The sequence below is a fragment of the Mesorhizobium sp. WSM4311 genome (genome assembly GCF_002295115.1).
Lineage (GTDB): Bacteria > Pseudomonadota > Alphaproteobacteria > Rhizobiales > Rhizobiaceae > Mesorhizobium.
Genome location: NZ_NSFV01000014.1, coordinates 133,681 through 152,702, shown reverse-complemented (window position 1 = coordinate 152,702; position 19,022 = coordinate 133,681). Strand labels below are relative to the sequence as shown.

Annotated in this window: 24 protein-coding genes and 2 pseudogenes; 12 read left to right on the top strand and 14 right to left on the bottom strand. The window is 64.0% G+C overall.

Annotated elements, in window-relative coordinates:
• The coding region (locus CK226_RS28410; protein ID WP_095793600.1) for an amidohydrolase family protein at positions 1-1,108 on the top strand (1,108 nt) is incomplete at its 5' end.
• A gap of 43 nt (positions 1,109-1,151) precedes the next feature.
• Here CK226_RS28410 and CK226_RS28405 read toward each other — a convergent pair.
• The 3 genes from CK226_RS28405 to CK226_RS28390 all read right to left on the bottom strand — a co-directional run bounded on the left by CK226_RS28405 (position 1,152) and on the right by CK226_RS28390 (position 2,999).
• The gene (locus CK226_RS28405) at positions 1,152-1,343 is read right to left on the bottom strand and encodes a hypothetical protein (RefSeq protein WP_095793599.1); all 192 of its coding nucleotides are present in this window, start codon (positions 1,341-1,343) and stop codon (positions 1,152-1,154) included.
• A gap of 516 nt (positions 1,344-1,859) precedes the next feature.
• Positions 1,860-2,144, bottom strand: a complete 285-nt coding sequence (locus CK226_RS28395; protein ID WP_095775085.1) for a hypothetical protein — start codon at positions 2,142-2,144, stop codon at positions 1,860-1,862.
• A 114-nt stretch (positions 2,145-2,258) separates the two neighbouring features.
• Entirely contained in the window at positions 2,259-2,999 is a 741-nt protein-coding gene (locus CK226_RS28390; RefSeq protein ID WP_095793597.1) for a sulfotransferase family protein, read from the bottom strand.
• Between the two features lie 243 nt (positions 3,000-3,242).
• Between CK226_RS28390 and CK226_RS28385 the strand changes: the two genes are divergently transcribed.
• Positions 3,243-3,458, top strand: a complete 216-nt coding sequence (locus CK226_RS28385) for an exopolysaccharide production repressor protein (protein ID WP_348628976.1) — start codon at positions 3,243-3,245, stop codon at positions 3,456-3,458.
• Positions 3,459-3,876: 418 nt separating this feature from the next.
• Positions 3,877-4,176 (top strand): DUF1236 domain-containing protein, encoded by a 300-nt coding sequence (locus CK226_RS28380; RefSeq protein ID WP_095793610.1) that lies wholly within the window; start codon positions 3,877-3,879, stop codon positions 4,174-4,176.
• A gap of 77 nt (positions 4,177-4,253) precedes the next feature.
• On the opposite strand, the gene yghU is transcribed toward CK226_RS28380, so the two are convergent.
• The gene (yghU, locus tag CK226_RS28375; RefSeq protein WP_095789277.1) at positions 4,254-5,120 is read right to left on the bottom strand and encodes a glutathione-dependent disulfide-bond oxidoreductase; all 867 of its coding nucleotides are present in this window, start codon (positions 5,118-5,120) and stop codon (positions 4,254-4,256) included.
• A gap of 307 nt (positions 5,121-5,427) precedes the next feature.
• Between yghU and CK226_RS28370 the strand changes: the two genes are divergently transcribed.
• On the top strand, positions 5,428-6,333 hold the full coding sequence (locus tag CK226_RS28370) for a S1C family serine protease (RefSeq protein WP_095200613.1): 906 nt from the start codon (positions 5,428-5,430) through the stop codon (positions 6,331-6,333).
• A 19-nt stretch (positions 6,334-6,352) separates the two neighbouring features.
• Positions 6,353-7,342 (top strand): LysR family transcriptional regulator, encoded by a 990-nt coding sequence (locus CK226_RS28365; protein ID WP_095793596.1) that lies wholly within the window; start codon positions 6,353-6,355, stop codon positions 7,340-7,342.
• Here CK226_RS28365 and CK226_RS28360 read toward each other — a convergent pair.
• Together CK226_RS28360 and CK226_RS28355 are read right to left on the bottom strand one after the other, a co-directional pair.
• The gene (locus CK226_RS28360) at positions 7,339-8,067 is read right to left on the bottom strand and encodes an SDR family oxidoreductase (RefSeq protein ID WP_095793595.1); all 729 of its coding nucleotides are present in this window, start codon (positions 8,065-8,067) and stop codon (positions 7,339-7,341) included. The two genes, CK226_RS28365 and CK226_RS28360, sit on opposite strands and share 4 nt — an antisense overlap.
• A 126-nt stretch (positions 8,068-8,193) precedes the next feature.
• On the bottom strand, positions 8,194-8,649 hold the full coding sequence (locus CK226_RS28355; RefSeq protein WP_095793594.1) for a MarR family winged helix-turn-helix transcriptional regulator: 456 nt from the start codon (positions 8,647-8,649) through the stop codon (positions 8,194-8,196).
• Positions 8,650-8,714: 65 nt separating this feature from the next.
• Between CK226_RS28355 and CK226_RS28350 the strand changes: the two genes are divergently transcribed.
• Positions 8,715-9,188 carry a cupin domain-containing protein gene (locus CK226_RS28350; RefSeq protein WP_095789281.1) on the top strand — a complete coding sequence of 158 codons (474 nt, stop codon included), beginning with the start codon at positions 8,715-8,717 and terminating at the stop codon, positions 9,186-9,188.
• A 28-nt stretch (positions 9,189-9,216) separates the two neighbouring features.
• Here CK226_RS28350 and CK226_RS28345 read toward each other — a convergent pair whose 3' ends face one another.
• A complete protein-coding gene (locus tag CK226_RS28345; protein ID WP_095793593.1) occupies positions 9,217-9,828 on the bottom strand; it encodes a hypothetical protein in 612 nt (203 codons plus the stop codon).
• A 110-nt stretch (positions 9,829-9,938) separates the two neighbouring features.
• Between CK226_RS28345 and CK226_RS28340 the strand changes: the two are divergent.
• From CK226_RS28340 to CK226_RS28330, 3 genes and pseudogenes are all read left to right on the top strand, one after another.
• Positions 9,939-10,224: pseudogene (locus tag CK226_RS28340) on the top strand (IS1 family transposase); the annotation flags it as partial.
• A gap of 2 nt (positions 10,225-10,226) precedes the next feature.
• Positions 10,227-10,535, top strand: a complete 309-nt coding sequence (locus tag CK226_RS28335) for a hypothetical protein (RefSeq protein WP_095793592.1) — start codon at positions 10,227-10,229, stop codon at positions 10,533-10,535.
• 137 nt (positions 10,536-10,672) lie between these two features.
• Positions 10,673-11,272 carry a YdeI family protein gene (locus tag CK226_RS28330; RefSeq protein WP_095793591.1) on the top strand — a complete coding sequence of 200 codons (600 nt, stop codon included), beginning with the start codon at positions 10,673-10,675 and terminating at the stop codon, positions 11,270-11,272.
• Between the two features lie 2 nt (positions 11,273-11,274).
• Here CK226_RS28330 and CK226_RS28325 read toward each other — a convergent pair.
• Positions 11,275-11,903 (bottom strand): annotated as a pseudogene (locus CK226_RS28325) (glutathione S-transferase family protein).
• A gap of 170 nt (positions 11,904-12,073) precedes the next feature.
• Here CK226_RS28325 and CK226_RS28320 point away from each other — a divergent pair.
• On the top strand, positions 12,074-12,772 hold the full coding sequence (locus CK226_RS28320) for an SDR family NAD(P)-dependent oxidoreductase (protein ID WP_095793590.1): 699 nt from the start codon (positions 12,074-12,076) through the stop codon (positions 12,770-12,772).
• A 178-nt stretch (positions 12,773-12,950) separates the two neighbouring features.
• Here the strand turns inward: CK226_RS28320 and CK226_RS28315 are convergent, their stop codons facing one another.
• Complete coding sequence (locus CK226_RS28315) at positions 12,951-13,286, bottom strand: hypothetical protein (RefSeq protein WP_095789286.1); 336 nt, start codon at positions 13,284-13,286, stop codon at positions 12,951-12,953.
• A 31-nt stretch (positions 13,287-13,317) separates the two neighbouring features.
• Positions 13,318-13,605, bottom strand: coding sequence for a hypothetical protein (locus tag CK226_RS28310; protein ID WP_095793589.1), 288 nt, complete (start codon positions 13,603-13,605; stop codon positions 13,318-13,320).
• Between the two features lie 410 nt (positions 13,606-14,015).
• On the opposite strand from CK226_RS28310, the gene CK226_RS28305 reads away from it, so the two are divergent.
• Entirely contained in the window at positions 14,016-15,638 is a 1,623-nt protein-coding gene (locus CK226_RS28305; RefSeq protein WP_095793588.1) for an ABC-F family ATP-binding cassette domain-containing protein, read from the top strand.
• 170 nt (positions 15,639-15,808) lie between these two features.
• Here CK226_RS28305 and CK226_RS28300 read toward each other — a convergent pair whose 3' ends face one another.
• Both CK226_RS28300 and CK226_RS28295 read right to left on the bottom strand, forming a co-directional pair.
• Positions 15,809-16,246, bottom strand: a complete 438-nt coding sequence (locus CK226_RS28300; RefSeq protein WP_095789288.1) for a VOC family protein — start codon at positions 16,244-16,246, stop codon at positions 15,809-15,811.
• A gap of 142 nt (positions 16,247-16,388) precedes the next feature.
• On the bottom strand, positions 16,389-16,829 hold the full coding sequence (locus CK226_RS28295) for a hypothetical protein (protein ID WP_095775100.1): 441 nt from the start codon (positions 16,827-16,829) through the stop codon (positions 16,389-16,391).
• 250 nt (positions 16,830-17,079) lie between these two features.
• Between CK226_RS28295 and CK226_RS28290 the strand changes: the two genes are divergently transcribed.
• Complete coding sequence (locus CK226_RS28290; RefSeq protein ID WP_095793587.1) at positions 17,080-17,430, top strand: hypothetical protein; 351 nt, start codon at positions 17,080-17,082, stop codon at positions 17,428-17,430.
• A 57-nt stretch (positions 17,431-17,487) separates the two neighbouring features.
• On the opposite strand, the gene CK226_RS28285 is transcribed toward CK226_RS28290, so the two are convergent.
• Both CK226_RS28285 and CK226_RS28280 read right to left on the bottom strand, forming a co-directional pair.
• Positions 17,488-18,117 carry a glutathione S-transferase family protein gene (locus tag CK226_RS28285; RefSeq protein ID WP_095793609.1) on the bottom strand — a complete coding sequence of 210 codons (630 nt, stop codon included), beginning with the start codon at positions 18,115-18,117 and terminating at the stop codon, positions 17,488-17,490.
• A gap of 135 nt (positions 18,118-18,252) precedes the next feature.
• Complete coding sequence (locus CK226_RS28280) at positions 18,253-18,963, bottom strand: hypothetical protein (protein ID WP_095793586.1); 711 nt, start codon at positions 18,961-18,963, stop codon at positions 18,253-18,255.
• Positions 18,964-19,022 lie beyond the last annotated feature (59 nt).

Sequence of the window (19,022 nt, the reverse complement as noted above, 5' to 3'; positions counted from 1 at the left end):
CGGCACCCCCGGCATCGTCGACCCCGCCGCCATCATCGGCCTTGATGGCCAGCTTGTCGTGCCGGCCTTCGTCGAGGGGCACATCCATCTCGACACCTCGTTCTATGGCGATGCCTGGCGCCCGCACATTCCCTGCAGCAACGGGTTCGACGTGCGCGAGCGCGTCGCCTTCCAGGCGCGAAACCTTGCCGCCGCCGCGCCGATGGCGGAGCGCGCGAAGAACCAGCTCGAGCTCTGCGTCGGCAATGGCAGCCTAGCCATGCGCAGCCATGTCATGGTCGACGCATCGGTCGGGCTCAGCCATGTCGAGACCATCCTGGCCGTGCGCGAAAAATACCGCGACCTCATCGACATCCAGCTCGTCGCCTTCCCGCAAAGCGGCATCCTGTCCTCGCCCGGCACGGCGGAGCTGCTCGACGAGGCGCTGAGGCTCGGCTGCGACCTTGTCGGCGGGCTCGACCCCGCCAGCTTCGACCGCGATGTGAAGGGCCATCTCGATGTGGTGTTCGCCCTGGCGCGGAAGCATGGCGCCGGCGTCGACATCCACCTGCATGACGGCGGCGCGCTCGGCCTATTCCAGGTCGAGGAGATCGCCGCGCGGACAAAGGCGCTCGGCATGGCGGGCCATGTCGCCGTCAGCCATGCCTATGGGCTTGGCGACATCCCGCCCGACGCGCTGGCGAGGGCCGGCGCGATGCTGGCGGCCGCCGGCGTCGCGATCATGACCAACGCGCCCGGCAACCATGCCTTCCCGCCGGTGGCGGCCCTGCGGCAGGCCGGCGTCACCGTGTTCAGCGGTTCCGACAACATCCGGGATTCCTGGTGGCCCTATGGCGATGGCGACATGCTGAACCGGGCCAACATGATCGGCTATCGCTCCGGCTTCTACGAGGACCGCGAGCTCGCGGCGGCCTTCGATGTGGTGACCCATGCCGGCGCCAGGGCACTGGGGCTGGCGGACTATGGCATTGCCGTCGGCGCCAAGGCCGACTTCGTCGCCATGCCGGCGCAGCACGTGCCCGAAGCGGTGGTGGCCGTGCCGAAGGACCGCACGGTCTACCGGCGGGGCAAGGCCGTCGCCAGGCATGGCAAGGTGCTGGCGCGCTGACACGCGCTGCCGGCAGAGGGCGGCGTCGCGGATTGCGCACACATCAATCGACCGCCTGGGCCGATCGGGCTGGCACGGAGGACAGCGCGCGTTGATCAGGCGGCTGCTCGCCGAAATAGAGCAAGCCGCCCAGGACAAGGAAAACGATCCCAACCGCCACAAGTCCGACCATCAACACGGCGACCGCCGTGCCCGGGCCGTGGCCTGTTCTGGTGATGATGGACCGATGGTGCATGGCTCTTCCTCCGAAATCCCGTCCGGTCAGCAGATCTTGCGGCAAACGACGGCGGAGGCGGTATGTTCCCGGTGACGGCCCACATCGGCCTTTTGCCTTTCCTTTTGGGACCAAGGTCTTAGGTGAGGTATGCAAAGGTCCGACGGGTCCTGTTCGGTTCCGGCAATGTCCATCGGATGTTCCGCTATTTTAGCCAACTCGGATATGAAGGCTTTGCCTTGTCGAGGGCCAATTCGGGCGTCGAGCAGAGCAGATATCGGCCGCCCGGCATCTGATAGCGGTGTGCCAACTTTCACATTCATTGGAGAAAATGCGCCCCAGAAGGCAGGTGAAGTGGAACTTGGTTCAGTCCCGATGTCGCGGCAAACAGGTCGTTGCCGAGAAGCGGAACCATTTGAGGAAGCTCACCGGCTCGCAGGCCAAGCGGGCCCGGGAACCCTGGATTGCCGCAAGCCCGGAGGATTACGCGGACATTGCGGGGAGGGAGCGCTTGCAGGTCTGAAAGGGCGTTGGCCCTCATGTCTCGTCGAACCGCCCCTCGCGTGTCGGGTGCCGCTTGATCGCGGCTTCTTCCTCGTCGTCGGGCAAGGCGTCGTCGCTGTGCTGGAGAGCGTTGTCATCGTCCTCCTCCGGCAGGTCGCCGTCCTTTTCGACGGCGTACCGCATGTCGCCGTTTTCCGACACGGTATCGGGCAGGATCTGGGCACCCTTGATCGCGTCCCAGTCCTGCTGCTCGATGGTCGGACCCTCGACCTCAGGGCTTTCGTCATCGCCGGTGCGTGGTTTGCTGCGCGGTGCCATGCTGGCCTCCAATCCTTGAAAAGACTGAAAGCGAAACTCGAGGTGCGGTGGTTGGTTCCCGGTCCCCGTGGCAAGGGGTTCGGATGCCCTTCGGACTTGAGCTTGCGGGTGCAACTACCCCAGCCACCACCACAGCGCCGCAACCACCACCGCAACGGCGGCAAGCGCCAGACCCAGCATGATGTAGGAGCCCTTGATGAGGTCGCGGATGATCTTCTTGATCGTCTCGCGGTCATTGAGGTTGGGGAAGGGTTCGTTGGGCAGCGCCACGCCAAGGAAATCGCAGAGCGGCGCCCAGCCTTCGGTCACCTTGTAGACCAGCAGTCTGTCCGGGGGCACGGCCGCCTTCACTTCCTCGACATAGGCGTTGTATCGCGCCACCGCCTTGGCGCGGTCGTTCATCACGCCATCCAGCGTGCGGCCCCATATCAGCTTGCGCGACATGTCGCCGAATTTCCAGCCGAAGGGCGTCAGCCATTCCAGGATCCTGAACTGCCAGACATTCTCGGTGAAGTAGATCGTGTCGATCGTGCTTTCGTACCACGCCTCGGCGCCGCGCGGATGCAAGGTCAAAAGCACCTTGGCGTCGGGGAAGGCGGCCAGCAATTCCTTCCACACACAGCAACCGGGATTGTCGACTGTCGCCGTATAGTTGGCGAAGACGCGGTTCCAGTCGTGCTGGCTGCCGGGTGGGCTGTTGGCCACCTTGCGCCAGAAATCGAGATGGCCCTTGTTGGCCTTGTTCATGATCACTTCCTGCATGTGATAGCAGGGCAGACCGAGCCTGTTCAGCGCGGCAAAAGTCGACCACGTGCCGGTGCGGCCGAAACCGGCTCCGATCAGTTTGAGCGTCATTTCCCCATCCCCCGGACTTATTTTCTGCGCCACCCGCAGTCCGTGAGCATCAAATTGCTCCCGACCAGGTCAACGCGCAACAAATTTCGAGGCTGGGCTAAGGTCGGACGATCACATAGTTGCGTAGTTGCTAAAATAATGAAACTTTATAGGCGGGCATTGGGAATTCGGGCAGGGAGTCGTGCGAAACCGGGTGGTTTCGGCGATGCGGGATCGATGTATTTTGGACAATTTCTCGTGGGGATGTCAGCCACGACCATCATCGTGGCGGTCTGGGCTTACATGGCCACCGGTTCTTTCTGGAAGGCGCTGGGCTGGACGATAGCCGTGCTGGTGGTCCTCCAAGTCGGCTATTTCGCGCTCGTCATGCGGCTGATCTACAGTCGCGCACGCAAGGCGGTGAGCGAGGGTGAGGTCGACGGTGTTCCGCCGCTGCATCGCGACGGTGTTTCGCTGTGAGGCCGATCACTTGTGAGGCCGGATACCGGGGATAGATCGGCAGTGGGACGACCGACTACCAGCCCCTGTTCCCGGCCGGCGAGCCTTTTAATGTCTTCCACGACGGCATGTGGAACGACAGCGTGCGCTCTACGTTAGCTGTCGCCAAGGCAATCAACAGTTCGCGTTCTATCTGGAAAAGAGCACCTCGGATGCATCCTCCGAGTCAAGTGCATTCCGCGACATTCCTCAAATCCGGTAATTAATCGTGGATTGTCAAAAAGCATAGATTGCGTGCTTTCGCTCGATTTCGAAAAAATAGAAAATAGGCATTTGTTGGGCGTGTCGCATTTATTCCACAAATCGAAATGGAACCTCGTGACGGTGGCCGAGTTCTCCCACAGGGCCGGAAGCCCGGATAATGGATATGGAGGTTGTTATGAAACATTATCTTTCGAGTGCGGCAGCCGCGATCGTCCTGATGGGCGGCATCGGTGCGGCCCTGGCGGACACCATCGTCGTTCAGCCGGAGCAGGAAACGGTGGTTCGCGAATACGTAAAGAAGCAGCCGCTGGCGTCGGTCAATCTGCTGGGCCTTGAGCTCAAGCTCGGCTCGCCGGTGCCCGATAAGGTCGAACTGCGCGAAGTGCCCAACGTCAAGTATCGCGTCGCCGTGATCAACGACCAGACTGTCCTGGTCGATCCGGAGACCCGTCAGATCGTGGAAGTGCTGCACTGACCGGTTCAGCACCAGGCATTTGAAAAAACCCGCTACCAATCTGGTGGCGGGTTTTTCTTGCCAGCCTTTGCCGCCGCCTATTCGGCGGCCAGCTTGTCCTGCGTCTTGGTGTCGAAGTCGCTGGCGTCGTGGCGCTCATGCAGTTGCAGGGCCGGCTCGCCGAAGGCGCGGTTGACCATGCGGCCGCGCTTGACCGCCGGGCGGGCGTCGATTGCCTTGGCCCAGCGCTGGACGTGCTTGTATTCCTGCACCGACAGGAACTCGCCGGAATCATTGTACATGCGCCCGAGCGCCAGCCCGCCATACCAGGGCCACACCGCCATGTCGGCGATCGTGTAATCCTCGCCGCCGAGATATTCGGTCTCCGCCAGCCGGCGGTCGAGCACATCGAGCTGCCGCTTGGTTTCCATGGCGAAACGGTCGATGGCATATTCGAATTTCTGCGGCGCGTAGGCATAGAAATGGCCGAAGCCGCCGCCCAGATACGGCGCCGAACCCATCTGCCAGAACAGCCAGGACAGGACTTCCGCGCGCGCCGGCTGCTCGGTGGGCAGGAATTCGCCGAACTTTTCGGCGAGATAGACCAGGATCGAGCCGGATTCGAAGATGCGCACCGGCGTGGCGCCGCTGCGATCCATCAGGGCCGGGATCTTGGAGTTGGGGTTGACCTCGACGAAGCCGCTGCCGAACTGGTCGCCATCGTTGATCCGGATGAGCCAGGCATCGTATTCGGCGCCCTTGTGGCCGCGCGCCAGAAGCTCCTCCAGCATGACGGTGACCTTGACGCCATTCGGCGTGGCCAGCGAATAGAGCTGCAGCGGATGCTTGCCGACGGGCAATTCCTTGTCATGCGTCGGCCCGGCGATCGGCCGGTTGATGCTGGCAAAGGCGCCGCCATTTGCCTTGTTCCAGGTCCATACTTTCGGCGGGGTGTAGTCTGTCATGTCGGGCCTCGGGTGGGGATGGGAAGGATGTGATTGAGCGGATGCATCTACAGCTAGGGCCGCGGAGGCGAAAGTTCAACTTGCGTTGAACTATTGTTTATGCGGGCGCCGCGCCCCAGCCCTTCAAAACGCCCACTGGAACTTTTGATCTGCCTGAAGGCGGACCGGGCCTTCACCGTTCGAAACTCGAAAGCCAAGCAATTGGCTTTTCGTGGCCTGCGGCCACCGCTTCTCACCCCTTGCAGCATCCCCTCCGAGCCATACCTATAGGAGAAGCCGCCAAGCATTTGCATCGCAGGACAAAATCATGGCCATCAATCCCAATCCGCGCTCCGTCGTTGCCGTGCGCGCCACTGTTCCCGAGGATGCCTTCACAGCCGGCGCGCTGGGCACGCTCAGGGAAGGCAGCGGCGTCGTCATCCGCAATGACGGGCTGGTGCTGACCATCGGCTATCTCATCACCGAGGCCGAAGAGGTCTGGCTGACCGCGCATGACGGCCGTGTCATCCCGGCGCACGCGCTGGCCTATGATCAGGAATCGGGTTTCGGCCTTGTCCAGGCGCTGGCGCCGACCGGCCTGCCGGCCGTGGCGCTGGGCGATGCCGGCAAGGCCAGGATCGGCGACGCGGTGGTGCTTGCCGACGGCGTCGGCCGGGCGGTCGAGGCCAAGATCGTCACCAAGCAGGAATTCGCCGGCTATTGGGAGTATCTGCTCGACGAGGCGATCTTCATCGCGCCAGCGCATCCGTCCTGGGGCGGGGCGCCGCTGTTCAGCGCCGACGGGGCGCTGCTTGGCATCGGTTCGCTGCGCCTGCAGATGAGCCGCGCCGGCGAGGTCGCCGATATCAACATGGTGGTGCCGATCGACCTGTTGCCGCCGATCCTCGACGATCTGCTGACGCGCGGCCAGGTGGCCAAGCCGCCGCGCCCGTGGCTCGGCGCCCTGTCGGCCGAAAGCGACGGCAAGGTGGTGGTGATGAGCGTGACCGAGGGCGGCCCGGCGGCAAAAGCCGGCCTGCGCCAGGGTGACGTCATCTCAGAGGTGCGCGACGGCGCCGTCGACGGGCTCGCGGATTTCTATCGCAAGCTGTGGGACAGCGGCTCGGCCGGCGCCGAGATCCCGATGCGGGTGGTGCGCGACGGCCGCGAGACCTGGCTGCGCGTCAAATCCGCAGACCGCGGCAGTTTCTTGAAGAAGCCGCAACTGCAATAGGCCTGGTGTCGGCCCGGCAATGCACCCCAGACTGCTCAAGACCTTCCTCGCGGTGGCGCGCAGCCGCAACATCACGCGTGCTTCCGAGGCGGTTCACCTCGCGCAATCGAGCGTCAGCGACCAGATCCAGTCTCTCGAGGCCGAACTGGGTGCTGCCCTGTTCACGCGTTCGAAGTCCGGCCTTGAACTGACGCCGGCGGGGCTGGCGCTGAAGCCGATCGCCGAAGAGCTGCTGCGGCTCGACGGCGAGGCGCGCGCCGCGGTGCTGGCGGCTGCCGGGCGCAGCAGCGGGGCACTGACCATCGGCGCGCTGGAAACGATCGCCTCGGCCCGGCTGGCGCCCTGGCTGCCGGGGTTCCAGGCCGGCCATCCCGACATCACCGTGCGGATGAAAGTGGCCGACAGCGGCACGCTGCGGCGCCTGCTGGAGGACGGCGACATCGACGTCGCCTTCTGCTTCGAGCGTCAGGACGGTGCGAAGGGCGCCGCCGACGGACGCCTGGCCAGGCGCATGATAGGGGCCGAACCGCTGGTGCTGGTCGCGGCTCCCGGGCAAGCCGCCGCGCCGCGCGACCTGGCAGACCTGGCCGCTCTGCGCTTCGTGGCGACGGAGCCCGGATGCGTATACCGGCACATGTTCGACACCGCTTTTGCCGAGGCGGATATGGTTCCGCCCCAACCCGCGGCCGAAGTCGGCAGCATCGGCGCCATTGCCCGGCTGGTGGCGACGGGTGCCGGGCTCGGCCTCCTTCCCCGTCTCGCCGTCAGCGATGCGCTGGCGCGCGGCGAGCTCAGGGAATTGCCATGGCCCGGCCGAATGCGGACGGCACCGCTGGCGATGATCTGGCGACGCCGGCGCATCCAGCCGCCGGCGCTCAGGCAATTGCTCGCCGCCGCGCGCGACACGCTGGTGCCGGAACGTCTTGAGACGGGCTCAGGACTTGAATCGGCAGATGGCTCCAAGGCATTGTTTCCAAACAACTCCCTGGCGAAGACCGCCACCGGCTAAACCAGCCGGTGCCCGCCTTCGACATGCAGCGTCGTGCCGGTGGCAAATCCGTTGCCGATGAGGAAGAAAATGGCGTCGGCGATGTCTTCGGGCTGGCCGATCCTGCCGACCGGCAGCCGCTCGGCCATCGCCGCCAGCATCTCGGCCTTGCGGTCGCCGGCGACCTGAGCCCAGATCGGGGTGTCGACCCAGCCGGGCGAAACGGCGTTGACGCGGATCGGCGCAAGTTCGACGGCCAGCGCCCGCACCAGCCCTTCGAGCGCGGCGTTGACGGCGGCGACGACCGAGCCGCGCGCGGCCGGCCGGTAGGCGGCGATGCCGGAGATGAAGGTCATCGAGCCGCCCGCGGCAAGCCGTGGCGCGCCGTGCTTGGCAAGCAGCAGCGGGCCGAACAGCTTGCTGTCGACCATGCGTTGCGCCGCCTTCAGGTCAAGCTCCGGCAGCAGCCTGTAGGCGCCGTCGATGTCGGCCGCCGTGCTGACGATGTGGTCGAGCCCGCCGATCTCGGCGAACAGCGCCGCAACCTGGGCTTCCCGGGCGATGTCTACGACGGCAACGTCGAGGCCGGCGGGATTGCCAAGCGCCTCGCGCGCCTCTTGCAGCCTGTCTTCGCTGCGCCCGGCGATGATGACCGTGGCGCCGGCCTCGACGCAGCGCCTGGCCAGCGCCAGGCCCATGCCGGAGCCGCCGCCGACGATCAGGATCTTCTGGTTCGAAAGGTTCATTTCGCTCTGCCTTTGCTTTGATGGGACAAGGGCAGAGGATTGGCAGGTCGGTCTGCGGAGAAGGAAACGGAAGAAACCGATAGCGTCATCGGAAATGCCGATGATGATGCACGAATGCGGTTTCGGTCAGCGCACCAGCGGGCTGTCCCAGACGGCGAACAACAGCGCTTTGAGCTGGTCGAAGCGCTCCGGCCCGAGCTCGGTGCGCCACTCCTCCTCGATGTCGCGCAATATGTCGACCATCTTCCAGAAGGCAGCGTGGCCGCGTTCGGTGGCGTGCACCACGCGCGCGCTGCCTTCGCCGTCGGAGCGGACGATATAGCCGTAGCCTTCGAGGCTGCTGAGCAACTGGTTGATCGCCTGTTTGCTCATGCCGGCACGTTCGGCGATGGTGCCGGGGCGCGCGCCGTCCGGGCCGGGAAACTGCAGCACGGCCATATGCGGCAGGCGCAATTCGTCGAAACCGGCGGCGTTGAGCTCCTTGATCAGCCGGCGCTGGATGGCCTGCGCCGGCACGCGCAGCAGGGCGCCGATCAAAAGGTCCGTGGTCTTGGTCTGCAGGACTTCGGTGGAGGTGGCCATTGACGATCCGGTAAATTGAGTTTACTGATTGCTAGTAAATGTAATTTACCGGAGAGGTTTGCGCAATGTCAGCCATGGATCTTCAGGTCAACCCAGCCAATGAGACCATCGGCACCAAGGGGCTGTCGGTCCGTTTCCTGGTGTCGGGCGAAAATTCGAACGGCAGTGTCGCCGCTTTCGAACTGATGGTGCCGGGCGCGCAGCGCCTGCCCGCGCCGGCGCACAGCCACGATCATTACGAGGAAACGATCTACGGGATTGACGGGGTCTTGACCTGGACCGTGAACGGCAAGCCGATCGAGGTTGGGCCGGGGGAGGCGCTGTGCATTCCACGCGGCGCCGTCCACCGCTTCGACAATAATGGCACCCGGGATGCCAAGACGCTGTGCGTCATCACGCCGGCGGCAATTGGTCCGGACTATTTCCGCGAGGCATTCGGTCTGCTCAACGCCGCTGCCGGCGGGCCGCCTGACAAGGCTGCGATGATGGAGATCATGCGCCGCCACGGCCTGACGCCGGCGATGCCGCCACCGGCCTGATGCCGGCCGAAGGCCCAGCGCGCGTCACTTATTCCTGGCAAGCAGCGAAGGCGTCGCCCGAGTTCCAGTCCCGGAATGCGATGGTCCTGCCTTCAGCCGACACGGTCTTGTGCTTGGTGCTGCCGTCCGCCTGCTGCTTCGAACTGGTGCCCTTGCCGGTCAGCACGTTGTAGTCGCAGGCGCTGGCGGCATTCTCCTGCAGGTAGTCATCGGAATCGTAGGCGAAGCCGGCAACGATGAAGGCGCCGTCGCGGTAGGCGATCGTCAGCGTCTGGTTGGTGCGCTCGCTGCCGATCTCCGGCGCCGGCAGATAGAATTTGATCGAGCCGTTGGGCAGCATGGTCAGCTCCGGCTCGGTGGCGGAGTTCTCGTAGCCCGGCCGGTCGTAACCGTTCCACTCGCCACCGATCTGTTCGCGCACGATTTCGACGGGCTTGAGGTAATTATGCTCCTTGTCCCCGAGGAAGAAGTGGATGTCCATCGGGTCGGTCGGCGCGGTCTCGACCACCATGGCAAGGTCGGGAGCGCCGTCGCCGTTGAAGTCGCCGGTCAGCGCGGTGATGATCTTGCGGGTTTCTATCGGTTCGGCCAGCGCCACGCCCGGCAGCAACAAGGCAAGGCCGAAAAGCAGAGATTTCATTGTGGCGTGTTCCCCAGCGTGGCATTTGTGGTCCTATAGCACGGTGGGGAAGCGTCGCGCTCCTGGCGCAAGGAAAGAGCGGATCGAGGGGAACCCCGATATCAAGCAATGTCAGCACGACGTTTGCCGAACGCCGGAACTTGACCATGCGGATGCACATGCGCCGCTTCACTCGCCTGACGAATGGGTTTTCCAAAAAGATCGAAGCTCACGCCAACGCCGTGGCGCTGCATTTCATGTACTACAACTTTGTGCGCATCCATGCCACGCTGCGCGTGACTCCGGCGATGGCTGCTGGCGTGACTAACAGGCTTTGGGAGATCGCGGACATCGTTGCGCTGATCGAAGCGAAAGAGGCTGAAAAACCGACCGCGCGGTCCCTACAAAAAGAGGTAAAAATGGCGAGGGCTTTGGTCGAAAGGTTGATTGGAAGGCGTATCGAGCGGATCCAAAATTCAGAGCCTGGCTATGGGATTGGAATAATCCTTAGCGGGAACGCCTCGTTCAACGCGAACACCGAAGTGACAGCGCGCCTGCCCGAAGAATCTACGAAGCAGATTGAAAGCGCCACCATCACAGACGGGCAGTTGACCATGCATCTGACCGGCAACGGCTTCGTTGCTATATCGCTTGATCGGGACCGCTTCCCAGACATAGTTGAGCTATACGTCTACCTGGACGACGATGGATATGTCGTCGAGAATTAGTCGTGGCCCGCAATTTCAAACTGACCCACTACCGGGAATTGACAGTGGCCGATGCCATGATGCCGGAAATCGCAGCATGATGGAGGCAAGATGACAGGGACGCCAGCGACAACGATTCTGAACCCGCGGGGGCGCTGATGGCGCCGGTCAAGGTCGATCCCGACAAGGTGCGGGAATTCTCCGACGCGGCGAGTTTTTATGCCTGGCTCGGCCAGCACCACGCCACCGAAAGCGAGGTGTGGATCAAGGTGCACAAGGTCGGGTCGGGACTTAAGTCGATCACGCCGAAGGAGGCCATCGACGTCGTGCTGTGCTTCGGCTGGATCGATGCGGTGCGCAAGGGGCTGGACGAGAACAGTTTTCTCCAGCGCTACACGCCGCGCGGCAAGAAGAGCATCTGGAGCAAGATCAACATCGACAATGTCGCGCGGCTGGTGGAGGAGGGCCGGATGACCGGGCATGGGCTGAAACAGGTCGAAGCCGCCAAGGCCGACGGGCGCTGGGCGCGCGCCTATGGCGGCAGCAAGGAGATGAAAATCCCCGACGATTTGCAGGCGGGCATCGATGCCGAGCCGGCGGCGAAGGCGATGCTGGAAAAACTCAGCGCGCAGAACCGCTTCTCGCTCGCCTTCCGGACCCACAACATGAAGACCGAGGCCGGCCGCAAGAAGAAGATCGAGACCTTTGTCGCGATGCTGAAGCGTGGCGAGACGATCTATCCGCAGGGCAAGAAGTAGTCTCAGCCGCCCGAATGCGGGTCGATGCTGTAGGGGTGAACCGGATAGCCCTGGCCGATGGCGTCGCCCACGCGGCCGGTCCAGGCGAGGAATGCCGGGTAGTCCGGTGGAGAGAAGCCGCAATCCCCGGCGCGGTGGCTGTAGGCGTAGATGGCGATGTCGGCGATGGTGAGGTCGTTTCCGGCGAGGAACGGCGTCTCGGCAAGGCTGCGGTCCAGGGCGGCCAGCGCGCGGGCGCCGGCCTCGCGGTTGCCGGCAACCATGGCATGGTTGCGCTCGAGCCGTCCGGTCAAGGTCCAGAAACGCAGCGAGCCGATCACGGGCTCGACATTGTACTGTTCGAAGAACAGCCACTGCATCACCTTGGCGCGCCGGTAGCGGTCCGCCGGCAGCAGGGCGTGCCTTCGGCGAGGTAGGTGAGGATCGCGTTGGATTCGGCGATGGCGCTGCCGTCTTCGAGCTGGAGCACGGGAACCGCGCCCGCCGGGTTGAGGGCAAGGAAGGCATCGCTGTGGCTCTCGCCCTCGAAGATCGAGACGAGGCGGGTCTGGTAAGGGATCTTCAGCAAGCCGAGCAGAACCCGGACTTTCCAGCCATTTTGCGATGGCAGATAATCGTGAAGCGTGAGCATGGCCGATCCTCGTGATCGGCGAACGATCGCATGGCACGCCATCGGACGACACCCGATTCCTGCTCGGTCAATTCATGCACTCGGCGGCACAATGATTGCGATCTCCGCCGCCTAATAAATCAATTACGGCTATGCCATCTTTCCCCGAGACGATAACGGAGGCATTCCCCATGACCACGCATCCCGACAAAGTCGCCCTCATCACCGGTGCCAATCGCGGCATCGGACTTGAAACCGGCCGCCAACTGGCGAAACTCGGTTTCACCGTGCTGCTCGGCGTGCGCGATCTGGCCAAGGGCGAGGTGGCAGCGAAAGCGCTCGACGGCCATGTCGAGGCCATCGCGCTCGATGTCGCAGCATCCGACGCGGCTGCAAGGGCAGCCGATGAGGTCGAACGCCGGTTCGGGCGGCTCGACGTGCTGATCAACAATGCCGCCATCCACTACGACACCGGCTCGCGTGCCTCGCGGCCGGACTGGACTGTCATCCGCGAAGCCTTCGAGACCAATGTCTTCGGCGCCTGGCGGGTGGCGGCCGCCTTCGCGCCGCTGCTCAAGGCCGGCGGCCACGGAAGGCTGGTCAATGTGTCGTCCGAGGGCGGTTCGCTGGCCTCGATGGGAGCGGGCGCGCCGGCCTACTCGACATCGAAGGCGACGCTCAATGCGCTGACCTGCGTGCTGGCGGCGGAATTGCGCGGCTCCGGCGTGCTGGTCAATGCCATCTGCCCGGGCTGGGTCGCCACCGACATGGGCGGGCCGGGCGGACGCCCGGTGGCGCAAGGGGCGGCCGGCATCGTCTGGGCCGCGACCTTGCCGGACGACGGGCCGACGGGCGGCTTCTTCCGCGACGGCAAAAGACTGCCGTGGTGAGCGAACAGGTCGGGGTGGCTTGAGGCGGTTCACGATCTGAATCGCGGAGTTACCGTAAGCGCCTGTTTTGACTAACTTTCAGCGGATCCGGCTTGCCTTCTTGTACACAAGAAAAAGCCGCCCTCGCTTTTAGCGAATGGCGGCCTTTTCCCGGGAGGAAGTCAGAAAAACCTGGCGATCAAGCCGCCTTGGCGTGGCCGTGCTTCTTGTGGGTGTGCTTCTTGGCGACGTGCCGGTGGCCGTGCTTCTTGCCCACGTGTTTGTGGCCGTGCTTGCGCACATGCTTGCGATGCTTCTTGTGGTGCTTGTGCGCCGCCGCCTTGACCGGCGTCTTAGCTGCATCGACGGCAGCGGGAGCCGCCGGAGCAGTCGCGGGCGCGGTCGGCGCGGCGGGAGCCGTGGTCGGCGCAGCGGCGGTGGTGGCGGCCGCGTTGGCCGTGCTGGTGCCGATAACCGGCATGGCCAGACCGAGCGCAATGGCGAGACCGAGGGCGGAGAGGAGGGGCTTGTTCATGATAGGCTTTCCTTCGGATTGATGGTTGCCGTCACTGGTCGAGGTCGACCGGTGTCACTCCAAGAAGTTTCAGGGCGTTGGCGTAGGTCCGGATGCCTTGCGCCTCCTTGCGCTCGGCACAAAACCGGTTGGCCTTGTCCTGGAGTGCCTCTGCCGTGGCGATCTGGCTGGCGCTGGCACCGGGTTCGGCTTTGGTCCGGATGGCTCCGTCGAGTTGAGAACCGAGCCGGCTGCAATATTCGCTCCGGGTAACCGCCGCCTGCGCAGCCGATTGCGCGATCGCAAGCATGGCGAGCGAAATGCCTGCGAGGGCACCCATCCATCCGGTCGAACGTCGTTGCATTGTCGGGACCATCCCTTTGCGTTGTGTGGCGGCCACTGTCCGGTCGCTACGAGGATGGTTATCGCAGACGATGTTTTCTTCAGTTTTTCCCGCATGTTGAATCTTGTTTCTGAAGTGTGTCTGGCAGGGTTTTTCCTTCTCCTCTTGCGGGAGAAGGTGGCCTCGCGAAACGAGGTCGGATGAGGGGTGCTCCAGGGAACGCCAACGTCTCACTCCACTGGAACACTCCTCAACCGTCTCGGCGCTGCGCGCCGATCCACCTTCCCCCACAAGGGGGGAAGGAAGAGCGTCGCGCCCGCTGCGGCGCTTGCGCCTCTTCCTCTGGCGCCCGCCATCGCGTATGGCCCGGGGAAAATCCTCCCAAGTTCCAATTCCCCGGAAACCGCATGATCAGACTTGAAAGCATCAGCAAGCAGAACGGCCGTCAGCTTGTCTTCATCGAGGCGTCGGCTTCCTTGCAGAAGGGCGAGAAGATTGGTCTTGTCGGGCCGAATGGCGCCGGCAAGACGACCTTGTTCCGTATGATCACCGGCCAGGAGCAGGCCGACGAGGGCCAGGTGCAGGTCGATCGCGGCGTCACCATCGGCTATTTCAGCCAGGATGTCGGCGACATGGAAGGCCATAGCGCCGTCGCCGAAGTGATGAACGGCGCCGGGCCGGTGAGCGATGTCGCGGCCGAGATGGCGGAACTGGAAGCGGCGATGGCCGACCCGGACCAGGCCGACCGGATGGACGAGATCATCGAGAAGTATGGCGAGGCGCAGCATCGCTTCGAGGAGCTCGACGGCTATGCGTTGGACGGCCGCGCCCGCGAAGTGCTGGATGGCCTGGGCTTTTCCCAAGAGATGATGGACGGCGATGTCGGCAAGCTGTCGGGCGGCTGGAAGATGCGCGTGGCGCTGGCGCGTATTCTGCTGATGCGGCCCGATGTCATGCTGCTCGACGAGCCGTCCAACCATCTGGATCTCGAAAGCCTGATCTGGCTGGAGCAGTTCCTGAAGGGCTATGACGGCGCGCTGCTGATGACCTCGCACGACCGCGAGTTCATGAACCGCATCGTCAACAAGATCGTCGAGATCGATGCCGGCTCGCTCACCGCCTACTCGGGCAATTACGAATTCTACCAGCAGCAGCGGGCGATTGCCGACAAGCAGCAGCAGGCGCAGTTCGAGCGCCAGCAGGCGATGCTGGCCAAGGAGATCGCCTTCATCGAGCGCTTCAAGGCGCGCGCTTCCCATGCCGCGCAGGTGCAGAGCCGGGTGAAGAAACTCGACAAGATCGACCGCGTCGAGCCGCCCAAGCGCCGCCAGATCGTCAATTTCGAGTTCCAGCCGGCGCCGCGCTGCGGCGAGGATGTCGTCACCTTGAAGAACGTCCACAAGGCCTATGGCAGCCGCGCCATCTATGGGGGGCTCGACTTCCAGGTCCGTCGCCGCGAGCGCTGGTGCATCATGGGCGTCAACGGTGCCGGCAAGTCGACGCTGCTGAAGCTGGTGGCCGGCGCTTCCGACCCCGACACCGGCACGGTGGCGCGCGGGCCGAGCGTGAAGATGGGCTATTTCGCCCAGCACGCCATGGAGCTGCTCGAAGGCGAGCGCACCGTGTTCCAGACGCTGGAAGACAATTTCCCGCAGGCCGGCCAGGCGCCGCTTCGCGCACTTGCCGGCTGCTTCGGCTTTTCCGGCGACGAGATCGAGAAGAAATGCCGGGTGCTGTCAGGCGGCGAGAAGGCGCGGCTGGTGATGGCGCTGATGCTGTTCGACCCGCCCAATCTGCTGGTGCTGGACGAGCCGACCAACCACCTCGACATCGCCACCAAGCAGATGCTGATCGAGGCGCTGTCGCAATATGAGGGCACCATGCTGTTCGTCTCGCACGACCGGCATTTTCTGGCAGCACTTTCGAACCGCGTGCTGGAGCTGACGCCGGAAGGCATCCACACCTATGGCGGCGGCTATACCGAGTATGTCGAGAGGACGGGGCAGGAGGCGCCGGGGCTGCGGAGCTAGAGCAATTCCAGGAAAAGTGTGAGCGGTTTTCCGTCCGGAATTGCGTCAAAACAAAGAGTTAGAGCGGTTCGCCGTTTCCATGAAACGGTGAAACGCTCTAGGCTGCCAGGGACCTTGTGAGACGCGCCCGCCGGCATCGGTCGCTCTTGGCCATTGTCATCGCATTGCGCTCAGCCGAGTTCCTGGGCGAGGCCGATGAGAAGGTCTCCGGGTCCGCGAATGTAGCAGAGCCGATATACGTCCTTGTACTGAACGACCTCGCCTGCGAGCCGCGCACCGCGCTTGCGAAGCCGTTCAAGCGTATCGTCGATGTCGTCCACGGTGAACATGACGCGCAGGTAGCCCAGGGCGTTGACCGGGGCGTCGCGGTGATCCGCGACGACCGGCGGCGTGAGGAAGCGGGATAGTTCGAGCCGGCTGTGACCGTCGGGCGTGCGCATCATGGCAATCTCGACGTGCTGATCGCCCAGTCCGGTGACACGTCCCGCCCATTCGCCTTCGATCGTGGCCCGCCCTTCGAGTTCAAGGCCGAGCTCGCGAAAGAAATCGATCGTCTCTTCGAGGTCATCGACGACGATTCCGACATTGTCCATCCGTTTGAGCGCCATGCGTCCAACCTCGTGTCTGGATCAACAGCCTGCGGGTCTTCGGCCAGGGATCGGTCTTCGGCCAGCGAAAAGGCGGCTGTCGAGCCGACGCCGCCTTCCGGACTTTTCCGTCAGACCTCTTGCCGTCGAAGGAATGGGTCCCTTACCTCAGCGAGATGGCCATGCCGCTGAGATCGGCGTTGACCTGCAGCCCGACCTGCTTGCCGGTGAGCTCGAGCTGGGCACCCCTGTCATTCGTCATGACGATCATCTGGGCGCCTTTGCCGAGCGTGCCGCCGCCGCCCGCCGCACCGTAGACCCCCGTCACATCGCGGACGCGCCTGATGTGGCGCACGGTGCCTCGGAAATAGGTTTTTGAAACGCCGAAGGCGAGGCCGCCCGAGACGCCGCCGATCGAGATGGGATAGGTTTTGCCGTGGAAGGTGAACGTGCCTTCGCCGCCGGAACCGCCGACGAAGAAGGCCGCCTTGTAGACGGCAAAGCGGATCGTGCCGCTGTCGGCATGCGCGGCGCTGGCAAAGCCGATGCCCGCGGTGGCGATGGCGGCAACCGCGATTCTACGAAATCCGGACGAAATATTCATGATGAGAGCTCCTCAAGTCGCCGCTTGCCCACCCGACCGGGCGCGCCAGCGCTGTGTTAAAGTTACAACGGAACAGTCTCGCCCGTCATTTGGTTCCAGGCACGCGGCCTGAATCTGGCCGCGGAAAGATCGACATGAAGCGAGGCCTATGGCAAGCGCTCCCGGCGGGACATCGCGTACACGTGATTGGCGCCGACGCGGCGCCTGCGAGGTTTGCGGCCAGCGAGAAGGGCTTCGGATGAGGGTTGAGATGCGAATTGCAGCGTCCGTCGCATTGGCCGCGACAGTGGCCGGATGCGCGACCTCTCCGGTCGACTATGGCGCGTCGCTTTCGCCGCAGGATCCGAAATGGGCGTCGCCGGAATGCCAGCAGGCGCGGGCGGCGGCTTCGGACTACGCGGCGCGCGAAAAACACCATCCGGGCTGGGAATTCGCGGTCCTCGGCCCGTACGGCCTGGGCATCATCGCGGCCACCAAGGAGGCCGAGCAGAAGCAGCGAAAGCGTTACGCCCGCGACGTGCACCTGCAATGCTCGAGCCTGCCTTTGCCGAAAGAGTTGCAGGGCGATCCAAACCCGGGCGCAAAGGCGAAATATCCGTAGCCGTCTCCGCCTGGACAAGCGGTCGAGCCGGAAACGCCGCGCTTTGGTGCGTCGGCTTTATGATGCGGCGTTGACCGCGAATTGCGCGGCGAAGGCCCTTGCGTAAGCGGGCCGAGCTTCGCCGCGCGCCACATAGGCAGCCAGGTTTTGATATTCGTCCAGAATGCCCGACATGCGTAGCCGCAGCAGCACCGATACCATCAAAAGGTCACCGGCGCTGAACGCACCATCGAGCCACTCGGCGGCGCCCAGGTAGGCCGAGAGCTGGTCCAGCCGGGCGCGAACCCGGTCCTTGACCAATGGCAGGCGCTCCTCGCTCCAGGATCTGTCGGCTTCGAATATTCTCGCCGTCGTCAATTCGAGGATGGGCGGCTCGACGGTATTGAGGGCGGCAAACATCCAGGTGATGGCACGCGCGCGGGCATCGCGCAGGCCCGCATGCCGTTCGGCAAGATGAAAGACGATCGAGCCGGTCTCGAACAGGCACAGAGATCCTTCCTCATAGGTGGGGATCTGGCCGAACGGATGGATGGCCATATGGCCAGGCGCCTTCATCCCGGCGAAGGAAACGAGACGAACCTCATAGGGTTGCCCCACTTCTTCGAGCGCCCAGCGAACGCGCGTATCGCGCGCCAGTCCCTTGCCGCCGTCGGGCGATCGTTCGAAGGCGGTGATGGTGGGGATCATGGCAGGCTCCGGCTGGTTGGTTCGGTTCTTGGTTGCACCCAAAGGACGAACGGCCGGGGCGATTCCCGACAACCGCCTGGTTTTTCCGGACCGCGGGATTTAGCGGTTCGGACTGGTTGAAAAGCGTCCTCGGCTCTAGCGCAGCAGGCCTTCCGCCTCGAATGTGTCCCAGCCCTCCAGCTTCGGCGGTGGAGCGTCATCCTTTCCCGAAGTCCTGGCGCTGCGCGCCTTGCGCTGTCGTTTTCCCGCGCGCGTCAGGGCGGCCTTGCCGGCACCGCGCCGCCTGTTTTCGGACGCTTCCTGCGCATCTTCCTCCCGCCAGGCGCTCGCCAGGTCGCGGTCGAGAACATCCTCGATGTGGCGTGGATCGAAGACATGGAAGGTCACGGCCTTGGATCGCCCGCGCATCTTGACGGTGCGGGTGCCGATGCTCTTTAGGCGGCCGTCCTTCAGCCATTTGTGGCGCTCGCGGGCGGAGATGGTGAGAATGTCTTCTGCCTCGCGCGGAAGCACGGCGAGGGTTTCGATCCCCTCCAGTGTCCTGGAGATGGTTGCCGAGGCCGCCTGGAAGGCATCCGCATCGGTTTTCAACATGCGCAGGACGATGCGGCCGGTCTCGGCCTTGGCAAATTTCCTTACAGCCCACGGCAGGCGGGCTCGAATTTCGCGTTCGATCCCCTTCAGGCGCAAGGCGGAGCCAAGCGTTGCCGATGGCGGCAGCGGCCACTCGGCGACTGCTGACGCTTTGGCGGTGCTCAGGCCTTGCTCGCGATCAGGCGCGCCGGCAATTGCCGCGACGATGCCACTCAGGACCTTTCGCAGGGAATCGCGCTTCTTGTCCGCCATGTTTCATGTTCGCTCATCAGGTGCCTTCGTGGAACGGCACTTCGCACTGCAGACAACCG